The sequence below is a fragment of the Sphaerochaeta sp. genome (assembly GCF_050178175.1).
Taxonomy (GTDB): domain Bacteria; phylum Spirochaetota; class Spirochaetia; order Sphaerochaetales; family Sphaerochaetaceae; genus Sphaerochaeta.
Genome location: NZ_JBFXGH010000010.1, coordinates 19,092 through 38,121 on the forward strand (window position 1 = coordinate 19,092; position 19,030 = coordinate 38,121).

Consider the following 19,030-nt stretch of genomic DNA (forward strand, 5'->3'; position numbering starts at 1 on the left):
CAAAGGTAGGTGAGGAACCCATGGAAACACAGACAACAGCATTGGACAAAAAAGAATTCCTTCTCTTTGCCCTGTACATCACAGGGATGATCATGGTCAACACCATTGGAAGCAAGATTATCAGCCTCTTTGGCGTACGGGTATCGGTAGGAATCTTTTTCATGCCTGTGCTCTTCTTGGTTACTGATATTGTAGGAGAGGTGAAAGGCCACCAGCACGCATCAACCTTCGTGAAGTACTCCATCATCATGTTGGTTGTCCTGTTTGTGGTAACGGGCTTGTTTATCCAGATCAAACCGCATGAGACATGGGACCTGCAGACTCAGTACCAGCAAATTTTCGGCATGAGCATGCGTATGAGCCTGGCAAGCCTTATCAGCTTTGCCATCAGCCAGACAATTGACATCTCAATCTTCCTGCAATTCAAGAAATTGAATAAGGGAAAGATGCTTTGGCTCAGGAACAATCTCAGTACGATGACCAGCCAGTTCATCGATACCGTTATCTTTATGTTTATCGCATTCTACCACCTCACGCCTAAGTTTACCGTTGCCTATGTATTCTCCCTGATCATTCCCTATTGGCTCTTTAAAGTACTCTTTGCCCTTCTCGACACCCCGTTCTGTTATCTGGGGGTAAAATGGATGGCAAAACAGAAGCAGTGACTTTCCTTTGGGAAAAAGATTGAGTACCTTTGGTTCAGACGAGTTACACACTTGTCTGAACGTATTTGTAATTGGAGGCGCTATGTCTGAACAGGAACTGATGCCGATTGAGCAACTGCTTCCCAATAATCTATTCATACTCCCGGTTACTGGAAATCCAGTTTTTCCAGGACTATTCACCCCGTTGATGATCACGGACAACCAAGATGTCGAAATCGTCAACCAGGCTATCAAGCACGGTGGTTTCCTTGGACTTTTGCTTGTCAAAGAAGACAATGACGAAGAGGAGTACTCAGAGAAAAATCTCTATACGATAGGGACAGTTGCCAAAATCGTCAAGAAAATCAAACTCCCCGATGGAGGAATCAGTATCTTCATCTCAACGCTGAAGCGTTTTGAGACCAAACAGTACTATCCTAGCGGACCCTATCTGGTCGCAGAGGTTCAGTACCTTGAGGATATCGAGGACGAGCAGGAAGAGCTCCGTGCATGGACTCGTCTCTTGCTCACGGAAATGAAACAGCTGACCAAGAACAACCAACTCTTCAGTGAAGAGATGCGGCTGAACATGGTCAATATCGATCACCCGGGGAAATTGGCGGATTTCATTGCCAGCATCCTGAATGTCGAGAGGAAACAACAACAGGAAATTCTCGAGACCCTGGTGGTACGGCGACGTATCGAGAAGGTCTTGGTATTTATCAAGAACGAACAAAACATCGCCCAGGTCCAGGCCAAGATCCAGGCCCGGGTGAACCAGAAGATCGAGAAGAACCAACGTGAGTACTTCTTACGTGAGGAGCTGAAGTCCATCCAACAGGAATTGGGACTTTCCACAAACCCCAAGACCGACCTGATCAACCGCTTGATGACAAAATTCAAGAACCTTCCCCTATCCGAAGAGGCTAAGGAAACAGTTGACCGTGAAATGGGTAGACTTGAAGGAATGGATCCTTCCAGTCCTGAGTATTCCCTCACCAGGACCTACCTGGAGATCATCAGCGACCTTCCCTGGAAGGAACCAAAACCAGAGAACTTCAGCATTGAAAGTGCCAGGAAAATCCTTGAGCGCGACCATTACGGCATGAAGGATGTAAAGGATCGTATCCTTGAGTTCCTCGCAGTACGAAAGAAAAAACAGGACACCAAGGGTGCAATCATCTGTCTTGTCGGCCCCCCTGGAGTTGGTAAGACCAGTGTGGGGGTTTCCATCGCCAGGTCCCTGAAAAAGGAGTATTTCCGTTTCTCAGTTGGTGGCATGAATGACGAGAGTGAGATCAAGGGACACCGAAGAACGTATATCGGTGCCATGCCCGGTAAGATCATCCAGGGCCTGAGAATCACCAAGAGCAAGAACCCCGTTTTCCTGATCGATGAGATTGACAAGATGGGAGTCTCCTACCAGGGAGATCCTGCTAGTGCATTGCTTGAGGTCCTTGACCCGGAGCAGAATACTGCATTCAGGGATACCTATCTGGACATTCCCTTCGATGTCAGTGAAGTGCTGTTCATTGTGACAGCCAATACCCTGGAGACGATACCCCGTCCACTGCTTGACCGTATGGAAATCATCCAGCTAGCTGGATACACCAGTGACGAGAAACTGGCCATCGGAAAGAAGTACCTGGTACCAAAATCCTTGGAGAAACACGGATTGGGCAAGAGTGAAATTCGCTATCCATCCAAGATTCTCAGAAAGATTGCTGATGAGTATGCACGGGAAGCTGGGGTCAGAAACTTCGAGAAGTCCCTGCATAAGATCAACCGAAAGGTTGCGCTCATGCTTATAGAGAATCCTGAGCAGAAACTCCCGGTAACCATAAACGAGAAATTGTTATATGAACTGCTTGGCCAACCTATCTTTGTTGAGGATGAGATACTCAAAGCAGACCGACCAGGAATGGCTATCGGCCTTGCTTGGACAAGTATGGGCGGGGATACCCTGATCATCGAAGCACAGAACACCCCTGGCAAGGGAGAGATCAAACTCACCGGCCAGCTTGGGGAAGTCATGCAGGAATCGGTCAGCATTGCCTATACCTGGGTGAAAGCCCATGCAGTGGAGCGAAAGATCGATCCCGGCTGGTTTGAGCACAACTCAATCCATCTTCACGTGCCGGAAGGAGCCACCCCAAAGGATGGGCCATCGGCTGGTATTACCATGACTGTTGCGCTTTACTCCTTGGTGACAAACCAAGTCATGGCCCCTGATTTGGCCATGACCGGTGAATTGAGCCTGAAGGGGAAAGTCATGCCGATCGGTGGATTGAAGGAGAAGGTCCTCGCTGCAAGAAGAAACAAGATCAAGGACATCATCATCCCACAGTTCAACAAGCGTGATCTGGACAAACTGGATGAACAGGTGACCCAAGGTATCAACTTCCACCTTGTAGGAAGCATTGAGGAAGTGCTGGCACTCGCTTTCCCTGAAGACGAGAAGCGAGAAGCCATGCAGCCAATCCCCACGCCTTCAGCCTCCAGCGATGCAGAGACGATCAGCAAGGCGGTAGCCATTGCCGTGCGGGAGGCATTGCGTGAGCGTTGAGTTGCTCAGCCCTGCAGGAAACCTAGAAAAGTTGCGTCTTGCATTTGAATATGGTGCGGATGCAGCGTACATGGGACTGAGCGACTTCTCCTTGCGTGCCAATGCCGGGAACTTCAGCGAAAAAGACTTACAGGAGGTTTCCCGTTTGAAACAATCAAGCGGGAAACGCTTGTATGGTACCCTGAACATGATTTTCGATGAACAGAAGCTCATCTCTTTGCAGGAGCAGATGGGAACCATCAATTCCTGGCCCTTCGATGCGTTCATCATCAGCGACTTGGGACTTGTCCCCATCCTGCAGGATGCACTGGGAGACGATGTTGAGCTTCACCTCTCAACCCAAGCCAGTTGCACCAATTCCAGCAGCGCCTCCATGTATCGAAAGATGGGCTTTTCCCGAGTAATACTGGGTAGGGAAACCCCTCTCGATGACATCAAACGGATCAAGGATGCAAATCCCGACCTACAGCTGGAAGTGTTCGTCCATGGGGCCATGTGCATGGCCTACTCCGGCCGATGCCTGCTCTCCAGCCATCTTGCAGGCAGAAGTGCCAACCAGGGTGACTGCAGCCATGCCTGTAGGTGGAACTATCGCCTGGCAACCACAGAGGCAATCGAAGAAGTCCTGAAAAGTGGGGCGTTGGCCTTGGAGGAAGAGCAACGAAGTGGTGTCTACTACCCTATTTCTGAACAGGACGGATATACCACCATACTCTCAAGCAAGGACCTCTGCATGATCGACCACTTGGGAGAACTTGTTGAAGCCGGTGTGGATTCCTTGAAGATTGAGGGACGGATGAAGAGCAGCTACTACGTGGCGGTCGTCACCAGGGCATACAGAAAAGCACTCGATAACCTGGGAACCGGGGATGAGGGCTGGAGGGCATACCGTGAGGATCTGTTCAACATCAGCCACCGTGAATACTCCACGGGGTTTTTCTTTGGTCACGGACCGGTAGACCCTGTCAGGGGAGAGTCAATCGACAAGAGCACTGAGAAAGGATATGAGAGAAACTATCTCTTCTGCGGGTTTGTCGGGGAGAAGGTGGCTGAGGGTATCTACACATTGGAATTGAAGAACCAGATCAAGGACACCATGAAGATAGAGTATATCGCCAAGGATGTACCGAAGATTGAGGATGAAGGATTCACCCTGCTTGATGCTGACCATATACCGGTAGGGCAAGCAGACCATGGCAAGATCCAGTACATCAAAACAACCAAGCCGATCGAGAAAGGTTATATCATCCGCAGGGAATCTGTACCTAAATAGAGACAAGCGTAGTCTCTGTATCACTTTGTGCATCGCTTTACCCCTTTCCCAAACACGAGCAACTGCAGCACATCCCCCAATGATAACTACGGCTTTCTTGGTGAACATGCACCTTTTGTGCAATCCATGGATATTGTGCGAGAAGATGCCAAACAGGGTGAGCCTGATCAACCCATCAAGACTTACAAAAAGGGATCAGCAGCAACGCCAGGAATGAGGAACATACCATTGGGCATTGTGTATGTTCACTGCCTGCTCAAGGCCGATTCCTGATGACGGCTCTGATGATGATACTGCAAAGGAGATACAAGAGCTTTGCGAGGAGATTCGAGGTGACTATCTGCTCTTTACCGATGCTGGCACAACCCCGTCTCCTATGGGCTTTCCCTGTTCAAGGGACATAACGCATCCATGCTCAGTGGCGACCCCAAGCAGGTTGCCAAAACCCCCTGTATCGAGTTGTTGGTGAGTGCGATGCTGTTCAACCCCACCCTCTTTGTACCATTCAGGCTCCAGGATTATCTTTATCCCCCACATTCCTCTATATCTTGCCGTTGCAAGTGCTTCCTTGGTCAGCATATTTTTCAGTCTTGCCGCATCTTGCTCTTTCTTTCCGCCTGGGTGATCAATGCAAAGTTCTTCAAATTTTCATTTTCTTCAGCTTTCTTGTCCCATATCACCATGTTCTCTGTAGTATTGATGTACCTCCATGGTCCTTTTTGTTGCTCAAAGGGAGAGGATTTGATCGGAAAGGCCGAAAAATTGCGTTTAGAGCGCTAAATACCGGTTTTTTACCTTGCGAACGGGTGAAATCATGGTAGAATGAATTAACCTAGACACATGGAGGAATACATGACTATTCACGAGCAGATTGTTGCGCAGTATGAGACCTATCTGGCAGAAAACCAGAAGTTCACAGAGAAGGGAGTCAAGGTATCGGCTGCAAGAGCTCGCAAGGCCCTGGCTGAGATTGCAAAGCTTGCCAAAGAGCGCAGAAAAGAAATTCAGGCAGAGAAAGGCGAATAATAAAAAGTCCTTACTCGTTTTATCAGGCGCCCGAACAGGGCGCCTATTTACTTATTCCGGCCAATGGATAGAAAAATCCCCCTGAATGATTCTTCCAGGGGGGAATATCGAAACATTATCAGGATGTTCTGTTACAGGAAACTCTTGAGTAGGGCCAAGTGCTTCCTCCCTTTCTCAATCTTCTCCTCAAACTCAGCTTTCTTACCATTCTCTTTCTCGATAGCTTCCTCCTTGGCGTTCTGGAGGAACTTCTCGTTGGAGAGTTTTGCCATCACCTTGGCGAGGTTCTTGTCATGCTTGTCCAGATCGCTTTCCAGACGGGCGATCTCCTTTTCCACATCGATTGCTTCCCTGACAAATACATACATCTCATAGCCAGTCCCTGCCACCGGGAACGCTCCTGCAACATCAACGGTATCACTGCTGTCCACTTCGATTGAGGATGCCCCTGCAAAGGTTGCCATCAATGCTTTCTGCTCGGCGAAGAACTCAGTGGCTGGGAAATCCTTGTCACACTTCACCACTACCCTGATCTTCCGCTCCACTGGAATACCCAACTCAGAGCGCATTGCCCTGAGAGCGGTAACAGCCTCCTGCATTTTCTGTACAAGGGCAGCTTCAGCTGCATGTTCCCGCTCTTTCTGGAAGACTGGATACTTGCTTCCGATCAATCGGTCATCAACATTGGGAAGCTTCTGGTAGATTTCTTCACTGATGAATGAAGCAAAGGGGTGCATCAAGCGCATGGACTCAGCAAGCAAGTCAAGCAAGATGGTTACCTGCCGCTGTTTCTCCTCAGGCTTTTCACTATACAGACCACGTTTTGCACTCTCGACATACCAGTCACAGAAGTCATTCCAGAAGAAATCATAGACAGCCTGTGCACCATCATTGAACTTGTAGTTTTCCATGGCCACCTTGATCTTTGCCACTGCCTCGTTGAGTTGGTTATAGATCCACTTATCCAGTGTATTGTACTCAACCTTGGCAATATCACCCAGTTCCACCCCTTCAAGATTCATCAGGAGGAAACGGGCCGCATTCCAGACCTTGTTGGCAAAACGGCTCCCAAGCTTGAAGGTTTCCATATCGATGAGAATGTCCTGGCCCTGGGTGGCCATATAAGCAAGGGTGAACTTCATGGCATCAGCACCATACTGGGAGACGACATCCAAGGGGTCGATGCCATTACCGAGACTCTTACTCATCTTCCTTCCCTGCTTGTCACGTACCAAACCGGTGATGTAGATATCCTTGAACGGGACCTCACCAAGGAATTCCAGGGAGGCCATGATCATCCGGCTTACCCAGAAGAAAATGATGTCATATCCTGTAACCAAGGTGCTTGTGGGGAAGAACTGCTCCAAGTCGGCACTTTTCTCAGGCCAGCCAAGCGTACTGAATGGCCATAGCCAGGAGCTGAACCAAGTATCGAGCACGTCACTCTCCTGGATGAGGTTCCGGGAACCACACTTGGGACAGGAGGTGGGATCATCACGGCTTACAATGATCTCATGACAATCCTGGCATTCCCAGACGGGAATACGGTGTCCCCACCAGAGCTGTCGGCTGATACACCAGTCATGGATGTTCTCCAGCCAGTGGGTGTAGGTATTCTCCCAGCGCTTGGGATAGAAGACCACCTTCCCGTCCTTCCAAGCCTGCAATGCCTTCTTGGCCATCCCTTCCATCTTCACGAACCACTGGTTGGAAAGATACGGCTCGATGACCGTATGGCATCGGTAACAGTGGCCGACGTCATGGTTGTGGACAACTTCCTTGACCAGGAATCCCTGTTCCTTCAGATCTGCAACCACCAAGGAGCGTGCCTCGACCGCACTCAGGCCACGGTACTTTTCAGGGCAGTTCTCGTTGAGTGTGCCATCAGGATTCAGCACATTGACCTTTTCAAGGCCATGGCGCATACCACACTGCCAGTCATTTGGGTCATGTGCAGGGGTGATCTTCACCATGCCGGTGCCGAAACCCATTTCCACAAAGCTGTCGGCTATGATGGGGATCTTCTTGTCAGTGAGGGGAAGATCGACCAACTTGCCGACAAGGTGGGTATAGCGTTCATCATCAGGATGTACAGCTACGGCGACATCGCCGAACATTGTCTCCGGCCTTGTGGTAGCAACAGTAATATAACCACTTCCATCACTATAGGGATAACGTACGTCGTAGAGGAAACCACCAAGCTCCTGGTACTCAACCTCATCATCGGCAAGGGCTGTACCACACTTGGGACAGTAGTTCACCAGATATTCACCTTTGTAGATCAAGCCACGCTCATAGAGGGTGACAAAACTCTCCCGAACAGCCTGGCTCAGGCCTTCATCCATGGTGAATCGTTCATGCTCCCAGTCACAGCTGCAACCAATTTTCTTCAACTGGTCTGTGATGATGCCATGATGCTTTTCCTTTACCTGCCAGGTCCGCTCCAGGAACTTGTCACGTCCCAGGTCCTGACGTCGCAGGCCTTCTTTTGCCAGCTGACGTTCGACCACATGCTGTGTGGCGATACCTGCATGGTCAGTACCGGGAAGCCAGAGGGTTGTCCTCCCACTCATCCGGTAGTAACGGGTCAGGATATCCTGCAGGGAGTTGTTCAGGGCATGGCCCATATGCAGTATTCCTGTAACATTGGGAGGAGGCATGACGATGGTAAATGGAGGTTCCTTGCCCTCAGCTGGTTTGAACTTTCCTTCTTCCAGCCATTGCTGGTAAATTCGAGCCTCGAATTGTTTCGGATCATAGGCCTTCGGTAACTCAACAGCCTTCACATTATGCCTCCTGCAGGGAAAAAGAGTCTCCCCATAGTACCAAAATAGGGAAGGCTCTACAAGTGAATGCAGAGCCTTCGGCATGAGAAGATAAACGGAATGCTATTCGAGAGGGGTGACCGCCTTCACTTCCAGCTTCACTGCATACCCCATTGCATCCAGATGCTGGACAATCTGTTCCAAACTGAACATATCAAGGGAAGGTTGCTGGACTTCAGTCACTTGCTGTATATGGGCACTGTCAATTGGGGGGGCAACCCCAGGAAGGATTTCCTGTCCTTGCTGGGCGCTGTTCCCAAAGAGCACGAATGCCCCGATAAATACCACTACAAATGCTGCCGCAGAGGTAATCAATGCAGGTACAAGCCTGACCTGGATTTTCTTTCGAAAAATATGCATTTTCTTGCTTGAAGAGGAAAAACGTGTTTTCTCAAAGTATTGGAGTACACGATCCTGCCGGGCAGAGATCTCTGAATCAGGCAGAACAGCATCAGCAACTTTCTGGTGAAGGGCTCGAAGCTGTTCAAGTCTCTGGCGACATGCGTTACAATAGCCTAGGTGTTCCTGGACCTGGGTCCTCCAAGGCTCCTGTAATTCACCATCCAAATAGGTATTCAACAATTCGTCATCGACACACATTCACATCACTCCTGGCTGAGAATCGACTCGAGCATCTTCCTTGCCCGATAGACTCGTACCTTCACGTTACTTTCGGAAATATGCAACACCTGTGCGATCTGCTTGTAGTCCATATCGGTGTACTCTTTCATCACTATGACGAGGCGGAACTTTTCAGGTAGCTGGTCAATTGCTTCCTGTACGAGTTTCCTGGTCTCCTTCTCCATCAATACCTGGGATCCATCGGAATGATTCGCCCCCGTGGCTGGATACTTTTTCAATTTATCCACCATGTTCATCTCGCGGGCTTTCCGCTTCACTTGGTTGATGGCAAGATTCTTCGAAACCCTGATAAGCCAATACTTGGCATCATCGATGGTAGCGAACTCCATGCCTTTGTCAAAGAACCGGATGAAAGCTTCCTGACAAATCTCCTCTGCAAGGTCCTGGTTATTGGTTACGTGATAAACCACACGCATCAATATCGGGAATACCTGCTCATACACTTGCCGAAAGGCTCGCTCATCGTTGCTTTGTATTTCCATAACGTTAACAACTCACCAGTAACCAAGTTACATCTTTTTTTCCAAAGAACTTCCCGTTGGGGTGTCTTTGACAAGGTAGCCCATTGCATCCAGCTCAGAACGCAAAGCATCAGCAAGCGGCCAGTTCTTTTCCTTCTTCGCCTGCACTCTCTTCTCGAGCAGTGCGATTGCCTCAGGAGGAAACGATTCTTCTTTCGGCAACTCAACAGATGCAAGATCAAGACCGAACACTTGATCAAAGAACATGATGAGGGAGTACTTCTCATCTCCGTCCAGTTCCTCATCCTTCAGCACCCCCCAAAGGTCAGCAAGCCCTTTGGGACTTCCCAGATCATGCTGCAAATGCTCAAGGAAGGTCTCTTTGTAGTGCAGAGCCTTCTCACTCTTCAGGGAAACTACCTTGGCACCGTCCTTCAGCAGACCCTGGATACGTTCCACTACATTCCTACGAGCCTTACGGGCAGTATCGAGCGCTTTAAAGCTGAACTTCAGCTGACTGCGGTAATGGCCGCCCAAACAGTAATAACGGTAATCCATTGCATCGTAGCCCTTGCGCTTCAGCAAATCAAGAGTAAGGAATTCTCCCTTGCTCTTGCTCATCTTCCCGGTCTCATCCAAGAGGAATTCACCATGCATCCAGTACTTTACCCACTGCTTACCGGTTGCAGCCTCACTCTGCGCAATTTCATTGGTGTGATGCACAGGAATTGCATCAATCCCGCCGCAGTGGATGTCAAACGACTCCCCCAGGTAGTGCATGCTCATCGCGGAGCACTCAATATGCCAACCAGGAAAGCCCTTTCCCCATGGGGAATCCCACATCATCGCCTGCTCCCCATGTTTGCTCTTGGTGAACCAGAGAACGAAATCCTTGGGATTTCTCTTGTTGGCATCACTGCTTACATCATCACGAACAGCGGTCTTGAGGGAATCGAGATCAAGGCGAGCCAGCTTGCCGTAGTCGGGAATTGAATCGATGCTGAAATAGACATTGCCTCCACTGACATAGGTATGACCGCTCTCCTCCAGCCTCTTGATCAGATCAATCATCTGCTGGATATGGTCGGTTGCCTTGCATACTATACTGGGCCGGATCATATTCAATGCATCATAATCCTTGAAGAATGCATCGGTATAGAACTGGGCAATCTCCCAGACACTCCTATGGGTCTGGCTTGCCATCTTTTCAATCTTGTCCTCACCTTCGTCCCCATCTCCGGTCAAGTGTCCGACATCAGTGATATTCATGACATGGTTTACCTTGAAACCGGAGACAAGCAGTGTGCGCTTAAGGAGATCCTCAAACAGGAAGGTCCTCAGATTTCCGATATGTGCATAGTTGTATACAGTAGGTCCGCATGTGTAGAGACCTACCTCCTTATCGTGTAATGGTTCAAATGCTTCCAAACTACGACTCATGGTATTATAGAGAAAGACAGGCATTGAGAGCTCCTTTAGGTTGCCCACCCCCAAAAAAGGGGGTAAGATGTCTCCATGCCTACCAATGTACGCAATCGTATTGAAAAAATCAACCTTGACCATCTGCTCATGGAGAATCTGGAACTCGCTTCACACAGTAGTATTCAGTGTGGTGGGAATGCCCAATGGGCTGCCTATCCCAATAATTTCGAGGAACTGAGAATCCTGATAAACCATGCAAAGGACAATAACCTTCCCCTCTCAATTCTTGGGGGAGCAACCAATACCTTGATCAGTGACAAGGGTGTCGATGGACTCGTCATTCTCACCGGCCACCTTGCCCGAAGACATGTACAAGGGGAGATGTTTTGTGTCCTCTCAGGTTGTCCTCTGGATAAGGCCATCTCACAGGCAATTGAGGACGGACTGGAAGGGCTGGAAATGCTCGGCGGCATCCCCGGCACAGTGGGTGGCGCCATCCATGGGAACAGCGGGGCAAACGGTGTACAGATTGGGGACCTGCTCTACTATGTCGACTATATGACCTTGGATGGGAAACTTCATAGGATGCAAATACATCAGGATGAGTTCTCGTATCGCCACTCACCTTTTACCGGCAGGGATGATTTGATCATCTATGAAGCAGGGTTCCGGTTAAAGCCGACCACACAAACCAGTGAGGTAAGGAAACGAAAGGACACGGTTAAAAAACATCGTAAGTATGAAGGCCTGTATGACTATCCAAGCCTTGGTTCAATTTTCAAGAACCCTGATGGCAAGAAGGCAGCTGCCCTCATTGATGCCTGCAATCTCAAGGGGTATACGATCGGGGGAGCCAGCATCTCACCAACCCATGCCAACATCATCATCAACAAGGAAGGGAAAGCCACCAGTGAAGATGTACGAGCCCTGATCGAGTACATCAGAACTACGGTGCAGAGAGAGTTCCACATCACATTGCAAGAAGAGATCCACTATCTGGGCCGGTGGTAAAACGAAATGAGTAGGTAAGCGACAACTGCTCCTTGACATCTTTTTCGATGGTGAGAGACAAGGGGCCCTTCCTAAGAAGCAGGGAGAAGGCAATGCCATCGCTGCCAAGGCTGACTGTTCCCTGTTCTGCCTTCATCCCCAATGACATTCCATCAGTACTGTCCCAAGTGACATCTACTGTGTAGCCCAGCCACTGTCCTGATACTTGGTAGCTGGTCTTCCTGCTCTGCTCTCCAGATGTTCTGGTTTTCACCCACCTATCAAAACTGCTCTCCAAGGTAACCGTCTTCCATGTATAGCTGATTCTGGAGTGTACAGATTGTTCCATCTCTTGCCTCTGCCCACCAAATATTGGGGAGGCCCCTGTTTGCACCTCCCCGCTCCATACTGCCTGAATACCATGACTATTCATCTGCAGGGAGACCGATTGCGATTGCCTCTCACGGGTCCCCCCGAACTCCCAATCGAATGTGAGGGCTCCCTGTGAGATTGTGATATCGTGGGAGAGAGAAAAGTGCTCTCCCTCAGCCCAGGATGCGACAAGGGCAAGATCCACATGAGGGCTCTCTTGATCCCAGAAGAGATACACCTTTCCTGGTTGTTCATTCCACGAATATACCGATGGGCCGGAAGTGTGTCCTTTTGCAAGCTGGTATGCCAATCCTCCTAGCCTTCCCTGTAGGTGAAAGGCCCTGTTATTCTCTTTCCTATACAGGTAGGAAAGACGTAGGTCTTGCTTTTCCAATGAACTGCTGAACCATACCCTTCCCAGGAAATTCCTGGGTTCATAACTGAAACTCCAGACTTTTCCCTCATAGGAAACATATGGCTCAAACTGCACCCCAGAGGAAGAGAGGGAGAACCTAAAGCGGGAATCTTTTCTCTCTTCCTCACTATGGTACTCAATGTTCAGGGCTTTCTGCAGAGGAATAAACGAACCTTGTACTGTTGTTTGCGCGTACAGGCAGAGAGGAAGTGCCCAAAACCACAGGCAAAGAAATACCTTCATAAAGGGAAAAGAACTAAAGGTTCTTTTTTCACTTCATGTTGATTATTCCGCCCATTAATGTTTTAATGGATAGGTATCTTTTGCAATCAATTAACAAAGTGTTATAGAGAGACAATAGGAGTCATTCATGGTAATTTTAACCTTGAACTGTGGTAGTTCATCTGCCAAGTACCAGGTGTACGACTGGATCAACAAAGATATTCTTGCTGTTGGTGTCGTAGAACGCATCGGACTGGAATATTCCACCATTGAGCACAAGGCAAATGGCAAAGAGGAATATCATGCGGAGTTTTCCTCCCCTACTCACAAAGAAGCAATTGAGTTGATCATCAGGATGCTTCTTGATGATGAGTATGGGGTCATCAGTGACTTGACTGATATCGGGGCTGTTGGGCACCGTGTCCTGCATGGTGGAGAGGTATTCAAGCAGTCTGCATTGGTAACCGATGAAGTCATCGAACAACTGAAGAAGGTAACCCACCTTGGCCCATTGCACATGCCTGCCAATATCATGGGCATCGAAGCAGCGAGGAAGGCAATGCCTTCTGTTCCCCAAGCCATCATCCTTGACACTGCATGGCATCAGACCATGCCTGAGGAAGCATTCATGTATGCCGTTCCCTATGAGTGGTACACTGATTACAATGTACGACGCTACGGCTTCCATGGAACCAGCCATCTCTACTGTGCAAAGCGTGCAGCAGTCCTGTTGGGCAAGAAGAATGAAGATACGAATGTCATCATCTGCCATATCGGAAACGGTGCATCCATCAGTGCAGTGAAGAATGGTGTTTGTATTGACACCTCCATGGGTCTTACCCCTCTTGAGGGGTTGATCATGGGTTCGAGAAGTGGAGATATCGACCCCGCCATCATTCCCTACATGATGGACAAAACCGGCATGAGTGCAAAAGAAATGGACACGGTTCTCAACAAGAAGAGTGGCCTGATCGGTTTGTGTGGAAAGAGCGACCGGAGGGACGTACTCAAGGCAAGCCTGGAAGGGGACAAGAAAGCAGCACTGGCCATCAAGATGGAAACCCGCAGGATTGCAAAGTACATCGGTGGTTATGCCACCCTCTTCGGTGACAAATTGGATGCAATTGTATTCACCGCCGGTGTCGGGGAGATGGCTCGCCATATCCGCCTCGGGGCCTGTCAGGGATTGGAAGCCATTGGTGCAATCATTGATGAACACAAGAATGAGGTCTGTTTCAGCAGGAACGGCGAGTTCGAGATCAATACCGATGATTCGAAAATAAAGATCCTGGTGATTCCGACCGATGAGGAATTGGTCATGACTGAGGATGCTTATGCACTCATGAACGGCACCTATGACGTACATACCAATTTCCACTACACCTTCGAGGACAAGGACTATGTGAACAAGAGCCGTGAGAAGGATCTCCAGAAGAACATCGAGAAGAATCCAGAGCTTGCGACTATTTTGGCAATGCCACGCTGAAAAGCAATAACATTTTTTCTTGTGAACCACGCTTGGGATAAGCCCTGCGTGGTTTTTTGTCCTGGAAATCTATGAGAAATCTATGAAAACACCGGGATAATCTTGCTTTCACGATGCAATGCAAGTAGTGTATGGTCATGGAAACTATCTTGGTTGTTGAAGATGATGGTGATATCCGGGAATTGGAGAGATACACACTCTCATCCCTCGGATATACGGTCCTGGAAGCTGAACATGGCGCACAGGCCTTGGACTTGCTCAAGAGTCATCACATTGATCTTATGGTGCTCGATATCATGATGCCGGTCCTCGATGGCCTCTCCACCATCAAGTCTGCTCGCTATCAGCTGAACAACCCTGTACCCATCATCGTGGTCTCAGCGAGAGGGGAAGAGAGTGACATCATCACAGCCCTGGAGCTTGGAGCTGATGACTACCTGAGCAAGCCATTCAGTGCAAAAGTCCTTGCAAGCAAGATCAGGGCAGTACTGAGAAGAACACAGGAAATGGGACAGCAACACCTCATGGTACAAGCTGACGGCCTTGTCATGGACCAGCAAAAACATCAGTGCATGCTTGATGGGGAAGAGATTGAACTCACTGCAACAGAGTTTGCCTTGCTCTATCTTTTGGCATCGAACCCTGAGCAAGTCTTCACCAGGAACCAGATCATCACCAAGGTCAAGGGAGATGATTACCCGGTAACCGACCGATCAATCGATGTCCAGATTGCTACGCTCAGAAAGAAACTGGGATCGTATGGAACCAGGATCAAAACCATCTGGGGAATCGGCTACACCTACAAGAACTGACAATCTCACTGTATCTTTTCCAGTAACCGGTAGAGGTCTGCCAGAAAGCTATCGTCCTCTTCTGCAAATGGCGAGCAATTTTCCTCCGTCTCATCATCCGGCAGTAATGGTCCGACCCTGCTCTCATACTCATTCTCAAAGGCCTGGGAAACATCCTCTTCGGTTGCACTCCCGTCTTGGATCTTCTCGATAATGGAGAGACTTTCATCGGTTATCCGCTGAATCCTTTCCAGCTCCCTTCCTTGTATCTCCAGCAGTTTCAATTGCTCCCTCTTCGAAAGAGGGACCTGCTGTAAATGTGATTGAAGGAGGTTAGCAGCAAAATTTGCCATACGCTCCCCCCTCTTGATTCCTGCCTTCTCCCAAACTGCATAGGTTTCTTTCTCTTTCTGGATAAACACGGATGATTCACCAAGGAGATGCAGAGAAAGCACTGCCAGCTCTGATTCCACAATCATAAGCGGGGTGTCTGGGGGAATGGTGGCAAAGAACTTCTCCCTACCCTTCAATGTGTCAGCACGTCCTCTTGCATAGTGAGGGCGCTTGCCCTCCTGGTCGAGGACACAGAGCACATAACGATTACCAATGATATCAGCTCCTGCAAATCCTGTTTCCCTTTTGTTCATTCCTCCAGCCTAGCAGAGAATGATGCCAATACCAGTGCAGAAAGAAATCACGGCAATAGTTGCAAGATAGCCACCTGTGGTGCTACATTGAAGTATGGCAACATTGATTACATCCCTGCAGAAGCACTTCCATGGGAGTGAGAGCTGTATCTGCATTACAGGAAGCGGAGGCAAAACCACTGCTTTGATACAGCTATCTGATGCCTACGCAGCTGAGATGAAGCGGGTCCTTGTCTCCACCACAACGAAAATACTTTACCCAGAAGACAGGGACTATCACTGTGACCGCTACTTCTGGGATGATGATGTGTTCTCATACCCATGCAAGAAGGGTGAGCGGGTTTTCTACGCAAGACGAGGTCCCATCAAGGCAGAAGCGCCGCCTCTCAAAGATCTCGAATATTTGAAGGAACACTATGATGTGCTCTTGCTGGAAGCAGATGGAGCTCGCAGGATGGGCCTTAAGCTACATAGTGAGCGGGATCCAGTGGTACCGGAATTCACTACCGCTACCTTGGCAATTGCTTCTTTTTCCGTCTTCGGCAAGCGACTCAGTGAACACTGCTTCGGATGTGAAGCCATGCCTGACCGTCTCATCGATGAAGAGACCTACTCCTTCTTGCTTACCCATCCAGAAGGCATCCAGAAGGGCATGAAGGGTGTTCACGCTATACTTTTCAACCAAGCAGAGAGAACCGACTGGAGCAAGATTGAGGAGATACGTAGAGCGTTCCCTGATCTGCCCTTGTTTTTTGGTTCCCTTGAGCAAAATGTTCTCATAGAAAGGAAAGTGCCATGAAACACACAGTATTTGAAGCAGCAGCATACTTGAGTGAACACAAAGAGGACTTTGTGTATGCAACCATCATCAGGACTGAAGGATCCACCAGCAGAAACCAAGGGTCCATGGTCATTGATACAAAAGGAAGGATCACCGGGACTGTCGGGGGAGGAGAGCTCGAGGCCTACGTACTCAGCCAGTCCCTCAACCTGATCAGCAATGATGAGACATACCGTCATATCCACTTCACCGTCCAGATGGAAGACGAGGTAAGTGTAGGTGTCGTCTATCTCTTCCTCCTCCGCTGTACCACGGATGTTGAGCGAAAAGCATTCATCGATTTCAGGCGGTGGGAGTCGTATGAACTTGACCATGTTTTTGGTCTGCAGTTGCAACCATCAGTGGCTTTGCTCGGACTCTGCGAAGGAGGAGCCACCATAGGGGATGTACATCCCACATTCCTCAGTCACGCCCAGGAGGCACTCAACAAGAAAAGTACCACCTTGGTGGAAACCGGCTCATGGACCTGTCATCTCAGTCTCCCGGTGAACTACCACAACCTCCTTCTGATCGGCGGAGGGCATGTTAACCAGGCAATCGCGGAACTCGCCCACTTCGTGGGGATTCCCACCCAAGTGGTTGAAACACGTGAAGACTTTGCCACGGAAGATCTCTTTACCTTCTCAAAAAAACGTGAGGTTGCCCCAACCCTTGCTGAAGCACTGAACAATGTCAAAACCGATGAGTATACAGCTTGTATTATTGCAAGCCATGCCTTTGGGCCAGAAACCACCAAATTGCTCCTGGAGAGGGACATTGCCTATCTTGGGGTGCTTGGCTCCAGGCACAAGGCAAAGAAGCTGCTTGCTTCCCTCACCCTTGAACAACATGATCTGAAGCGATTGCACTGTCCTATTGGACTGGACATCGGCACTGAAACCCCGCAGGAGATTGCACTTTCTGTACTAAGTGAAGTGATGAAGGTTTTCAACAACCGCAGTGGCCAAAGCCTCAAGCACAAGGCAAACAAGATGATTGTGGTCCGTGGGGGAGGCGACCTGGCTACAGGGGTCATCCTCCGTCTCTTCAGAGCAGGGTATCATGTCCTGGTACTGGAAACTGAGCAACCAACGGTCATCAGGAGAACCGTCAGTATCGCACAGGCAATGTACAGCAATACGATAACCATAGAGGGAGTGGAAGCATCCCGTTGCAATGACTTGAAGGATGCCTATGCAAAGATGGAAGCAGGCATCATACCTGTCCTGGCTGACCCGGAGGGTGAACAGATCAAGAGAGTAAAACCGGTCTGTGTGGTGGATGCCATCATGGCCAAGAAGAATATCGGCACCTCCATCACCGATGCTCCACTGGTAATCGCCCTCGGTCCTGGATTCGTGGCAAAAAAGGATTGTGACCTGGTCATTGAGACCATGAGAGGACATAGCCTTGCGAGAATCCTGAGTGAAGGATCCGCATTGCCCGACACAGGAACCCCAGGGGTCATCGCCGGATATGGCAAAGAACGGGTATTGCACAGTCCTGCAGCCGGTGTCTTCATGAGTGATCACCAGATTGGTGACCTGGTTAAGCAGGGTGAGGTGATTGCCAAGGTTGGGGATGTCGATGTCATCGCAACCATCGACGGAAAACTCAGGGGATTGCTGAACAATGGGCTGGAAGTTCCAGAACACTTCAAGATTGCGGATATCGACCCCCGTGGCGAGCATGCTGACCATACCACGGTAAGTGAGAAAGCCATGGCAATTGGAGGTGCTGTTCTGGAAGCCGTAGACGGGTTCCTCAGCAGAGCCTGAGACGATACAAACAGGGTCACACCCGGCTCTGGATAGGACCGGGTGTAGTGATCTTTCCATTATCCATTGCTGTCAGCAATGGATATTTTACCTTCAATCCGTTAGAATGGAGTAAACACACTGTCCTTGCCAGGAGGAACCATGGATAGGCAACATTACTACACACAACTGCTCAGTGCATTGAAACATGATATCGTCGAGCGCAGGACTATAATACAGGGTCCTTACACAGGAGATGAGGCAATCCTGCAGAACCAGAAGGTCATTGCCAGCCTTGGGAGAGGCGAGCATGACTGGGATGACCCCAGCTTCCTCAGGGAGCGACTTTCCAGTGATGTACATCTGGTCATCTTTGGAGGTGGTCATATTGCCCTCGATCTCTACCATCTCGCAATCGACCTTGCCTTACGGGTCACGATCGTGGACGATCGTCCAGAATTCTGCAATCAGGAACGGTTCCCCCAGGCTACCTGTCTCTGTGCCTCGTTTGAAGAGGTTCTCGAAAGGCCTCAATCATGGATCAGACCGTACTTCATCATCGCCACGAGAGGGCATGCCTATGATAGGCTCTGCCTGGAGAAGACACTGCGCCTACCCCACTCCTACATAGGCATGATCGGCAGCAAGAAGAAGGTTGCAAACACCTTTGA

Annotated in this window: 17 protein-coding genes; 10 read left to right on the forward strand and 7 right to left on the reverse strand. The window is 49.5% G+C overall.

Annotated elements, in window-relative coordinates:
• The first annotated feature begins 20 nt into the window (after positions 1-20).
• From AB7S66_RS02275 to AB7S66_RS02285, 3 genes are all read left to right on the forward strand, one after another.
• Positions 21-665 carry a queuosine precursor transporter gene (locus tag AB7S66_RS02275; protein WP_428517752.1) on the forward strand — a complete coding sequence of 215 codons (645 nt, stop codon included), beginning with the start codon at positions 21-23 and terminating at the stop codon, positions 663-665.
• An 82-nt stretch (positions 666-747) separates the two neighbouring features.
• Complete coding sequence (lon, locus tag AB7S66_RS02280; RefSeq protein WP_428517753.1) at positions 748-3,210, forward strand: endopeptidase La; 2,463 nt, start codon at positions 748-750, stop codon at positions 3,208-3,210.
• Positions 3,200-4,483, forward strand: a complete 1,284-nt coding sequence (locus AB7S66_RS02285; RefSeq protein WP_428517754.1) for a peptidase U32 family protein — start codon at positions 3,200-3,202, stop codon at positions 4,481-4,483. The genes lon and AB7S66_RS02285 overlap by 11 nt, the downstream gene beginning before the upstream one ends.
• Positions 4,484-4,819: 336 nt before the next feature.
• Here the strand turns inward: AB7S66_RS02285 and AB7S66_RS02290 are convergent, their stop codons facing one another.
• A complete protein-coding gene (locus tag AB7S66_RS02290) occupies positions 4,820-5,062 on the reverse strand; it encodes a hypothetical protein (RefSeq protein WP_428517755.1) in 243 nt (80 codons plus the stop codon).
• 273 nt (positions 5,063-5,335) lie between these two features.
• Between AB7S66_RS02290 and AB7S66_RS02295 the strand changes: the two genes are divergently transcribed.
• The gene (locus tag AB7S66_RS02295) at positions 5,336-5,509 is read left to right on the forward strand and encodes a hypothetical protein (protein WP_198890840.1); all 174 of its coding nucleotides are present in this window, start codon (positions 5,336-5,338) and stop codon (positions 5,507-5,509) included.
• A gap of 131 nt (positions 5,510-5,640) precedes the next feature.
• Here AB7S66_RS02295 and AB7S66_RS02300 read toward each other — a convergent pair whose 3' ends face one another.
• The 4 genes from AB7S66_RS02300 to cysS form a co-directional block, all read right to left on the reverse strand.
• Positions 5,641-8,295: a valine--tRNA ligase gene (locus AB7S66_RS02300; protein WP_428517756.1), complete on the reverse strand. Its 2,655-nt coding sequence runs from the start codon at positions 8,293-8,295 to the stop codon at positions 5,641-5,643.
• A 102-nt stretch (positions 8,296-8,397) separates the two neighbouring features.
• The gene (locus tag AB7S66_RS02305; protein WP_428517757.1) at positions 8,398-8,934 is read right to left on the reverse strand and encodes an anti-sigma factor family protein; all 537 of its coding nucleotides are present in this window, start codon (positions 8,932-8,934) and stop codon (positions 8,398-8,400) included.
• Positions 8,935-8,939: 5 nt separating this feature from the next.
• On the reverse strand, positions 8,940-9,458 hold the full coding sequence (locus tag AB7S66_RS02310; protein ID WP_428517758.1) for an RNA polymerase sigma factor: 519 nt from the start codon (positions 9,456-9,458) through the stop codon (positions 8,940-8,942).
• Positions 9,459-9,485: 27 nt separating this feature from the next.
• Positions 9,486-10,901 carry a cysteine--tRNA ligase gene (gene cysS, locus AB7S66_RS02315; RefSeq protein WP_428517759.1) on the reverse strand — a complete coding sequence of 472 codons (1,416 nt, stop codon included), beginning with the start codon at positions 10,899-10,901 and terminating at the stop codon, positions 9,486-9,488.
• A 51-nt stretch (positions 10,902-10,952) separates the two neighbouring features.
• Here cysS and murB point away from each other — a divergent pair, with 51 nt between their 5' ends.
• Positions 10,953-11,870 carry a UDP-N-acetylmuramate dehydrogenase gene (murB, locus tag AB7S66_RS02320; RefSeq protein WP_428517760.1) on the forward strand — a complete coding sequence of 306 codons (918 nt, stop codon included), beginning with the start codon at positions 10,953-10,955 and terminating at the stop codon, positions 11,868-11,870.
• On the opposite strand, the gene AB7S66_RS02325 is transcribed toward murB, so the two are convergent.
• Positions 11,830-12,879, reverse strand: a complete 1,050-nt coding sequence (locus AB7S66_RS02325) for a hypothetical protein (RefSeq protein ID WP_428517761.1) — start codon at positions 12,877-12,879, stop codon at positions 11,830-11,832. The genes murB and AB7S66_RS02325 overlap by 41 nt on opposite strands.
• A 127-nt stretch (positions 12,880-13,006) precedes the next feature.
• On the opposite strand from AB7S66_RS02325, the gene AB7S66_RS02330 reads away from it, so the two are divergent.
• The gene (locus AB7S66_RS02330; RefSeq protein WP_428517762.1) at positions 13,007-14,344 is read left to right on the forward strand and encodes an acetate kinase; all 1,338 of its coding nucleotides are present in this window, start codon (positions 13,007-13,009) and stop codon (positions 14,342-14,344) included.
• A 137-nt stretch (positions 14,345-14,481) separates the two neighbouring features.
• Positions 14,482-15,156, forward strand: coding sequence for a response regulator transcription factor (locus tag AB7S66_RS02335; protein WP_428517763.1), 675 nt, complete (start codon positions 14,482-14,484; stop codon positions 15,154-15,156).
• A gap of 5 nt (positions 15,157-15,161) precedes the next feature.
• On the opposite strand, the gene AB7S66_RS02340 is transcribed toward AB7S66_RS02335, so the two are convergent.
• Positions 15,162-15,782, reverse strand: coding sequence for a hypothetical protein (locus AB7S66_RS02340; RefSeq protein ID WP_428517764.1), 621 nt, complete (start codon positions 15,780-15,782; stop codon positions 15,162-15,164).
• Between the two features lie 94 nt (positions 15,783-15,876).
• Here AB7S66_RS02340 and yqeC point away from each other — a divergent pair, with 94 nt between their 5' ends.
• The 3 genes from yqeC to AB7S66_RS02355 form a co-directional block, all read left to right on the forward strand.
• The gene (gene yqeC / locus AB7S66_RS02345) at positions 15,877-16,581 is read left to right on the forward strand and encodes a selenium cofactor biosynthesis protein YqeC (protein ID WP_428517765.1); all 705 of its coding nucleotides are present in this window, start codon (positions 15,877-15,879) and stop codon (positions 16,579-16,581) included.
• On the forward strand, positions 16,578-18,380 hold the full coding sequence (yqeB, locus tag AB7S66_RS02350; RefSeq protein ID WP_428517766.1) for a selenium-dependent molybdenum cofactor biosynthesis protein YqeB: 1,803 nt from the start codon (positions 16,578-16,580) through the stop codon (positions 18,378-18,380). Before yqeC ends, yqeB begins: the two co-directional genes overlap by 4 nt.
• Positions 18,381-18,521: 141 nt before the next feature.
• The coding region (locus tag AB7S66_RS02355; protein ID WP_428517767.1) for an XdhC family protein at positions 18,522-19,030 on the forward strand (509 nt) is incomplete at its 3' end.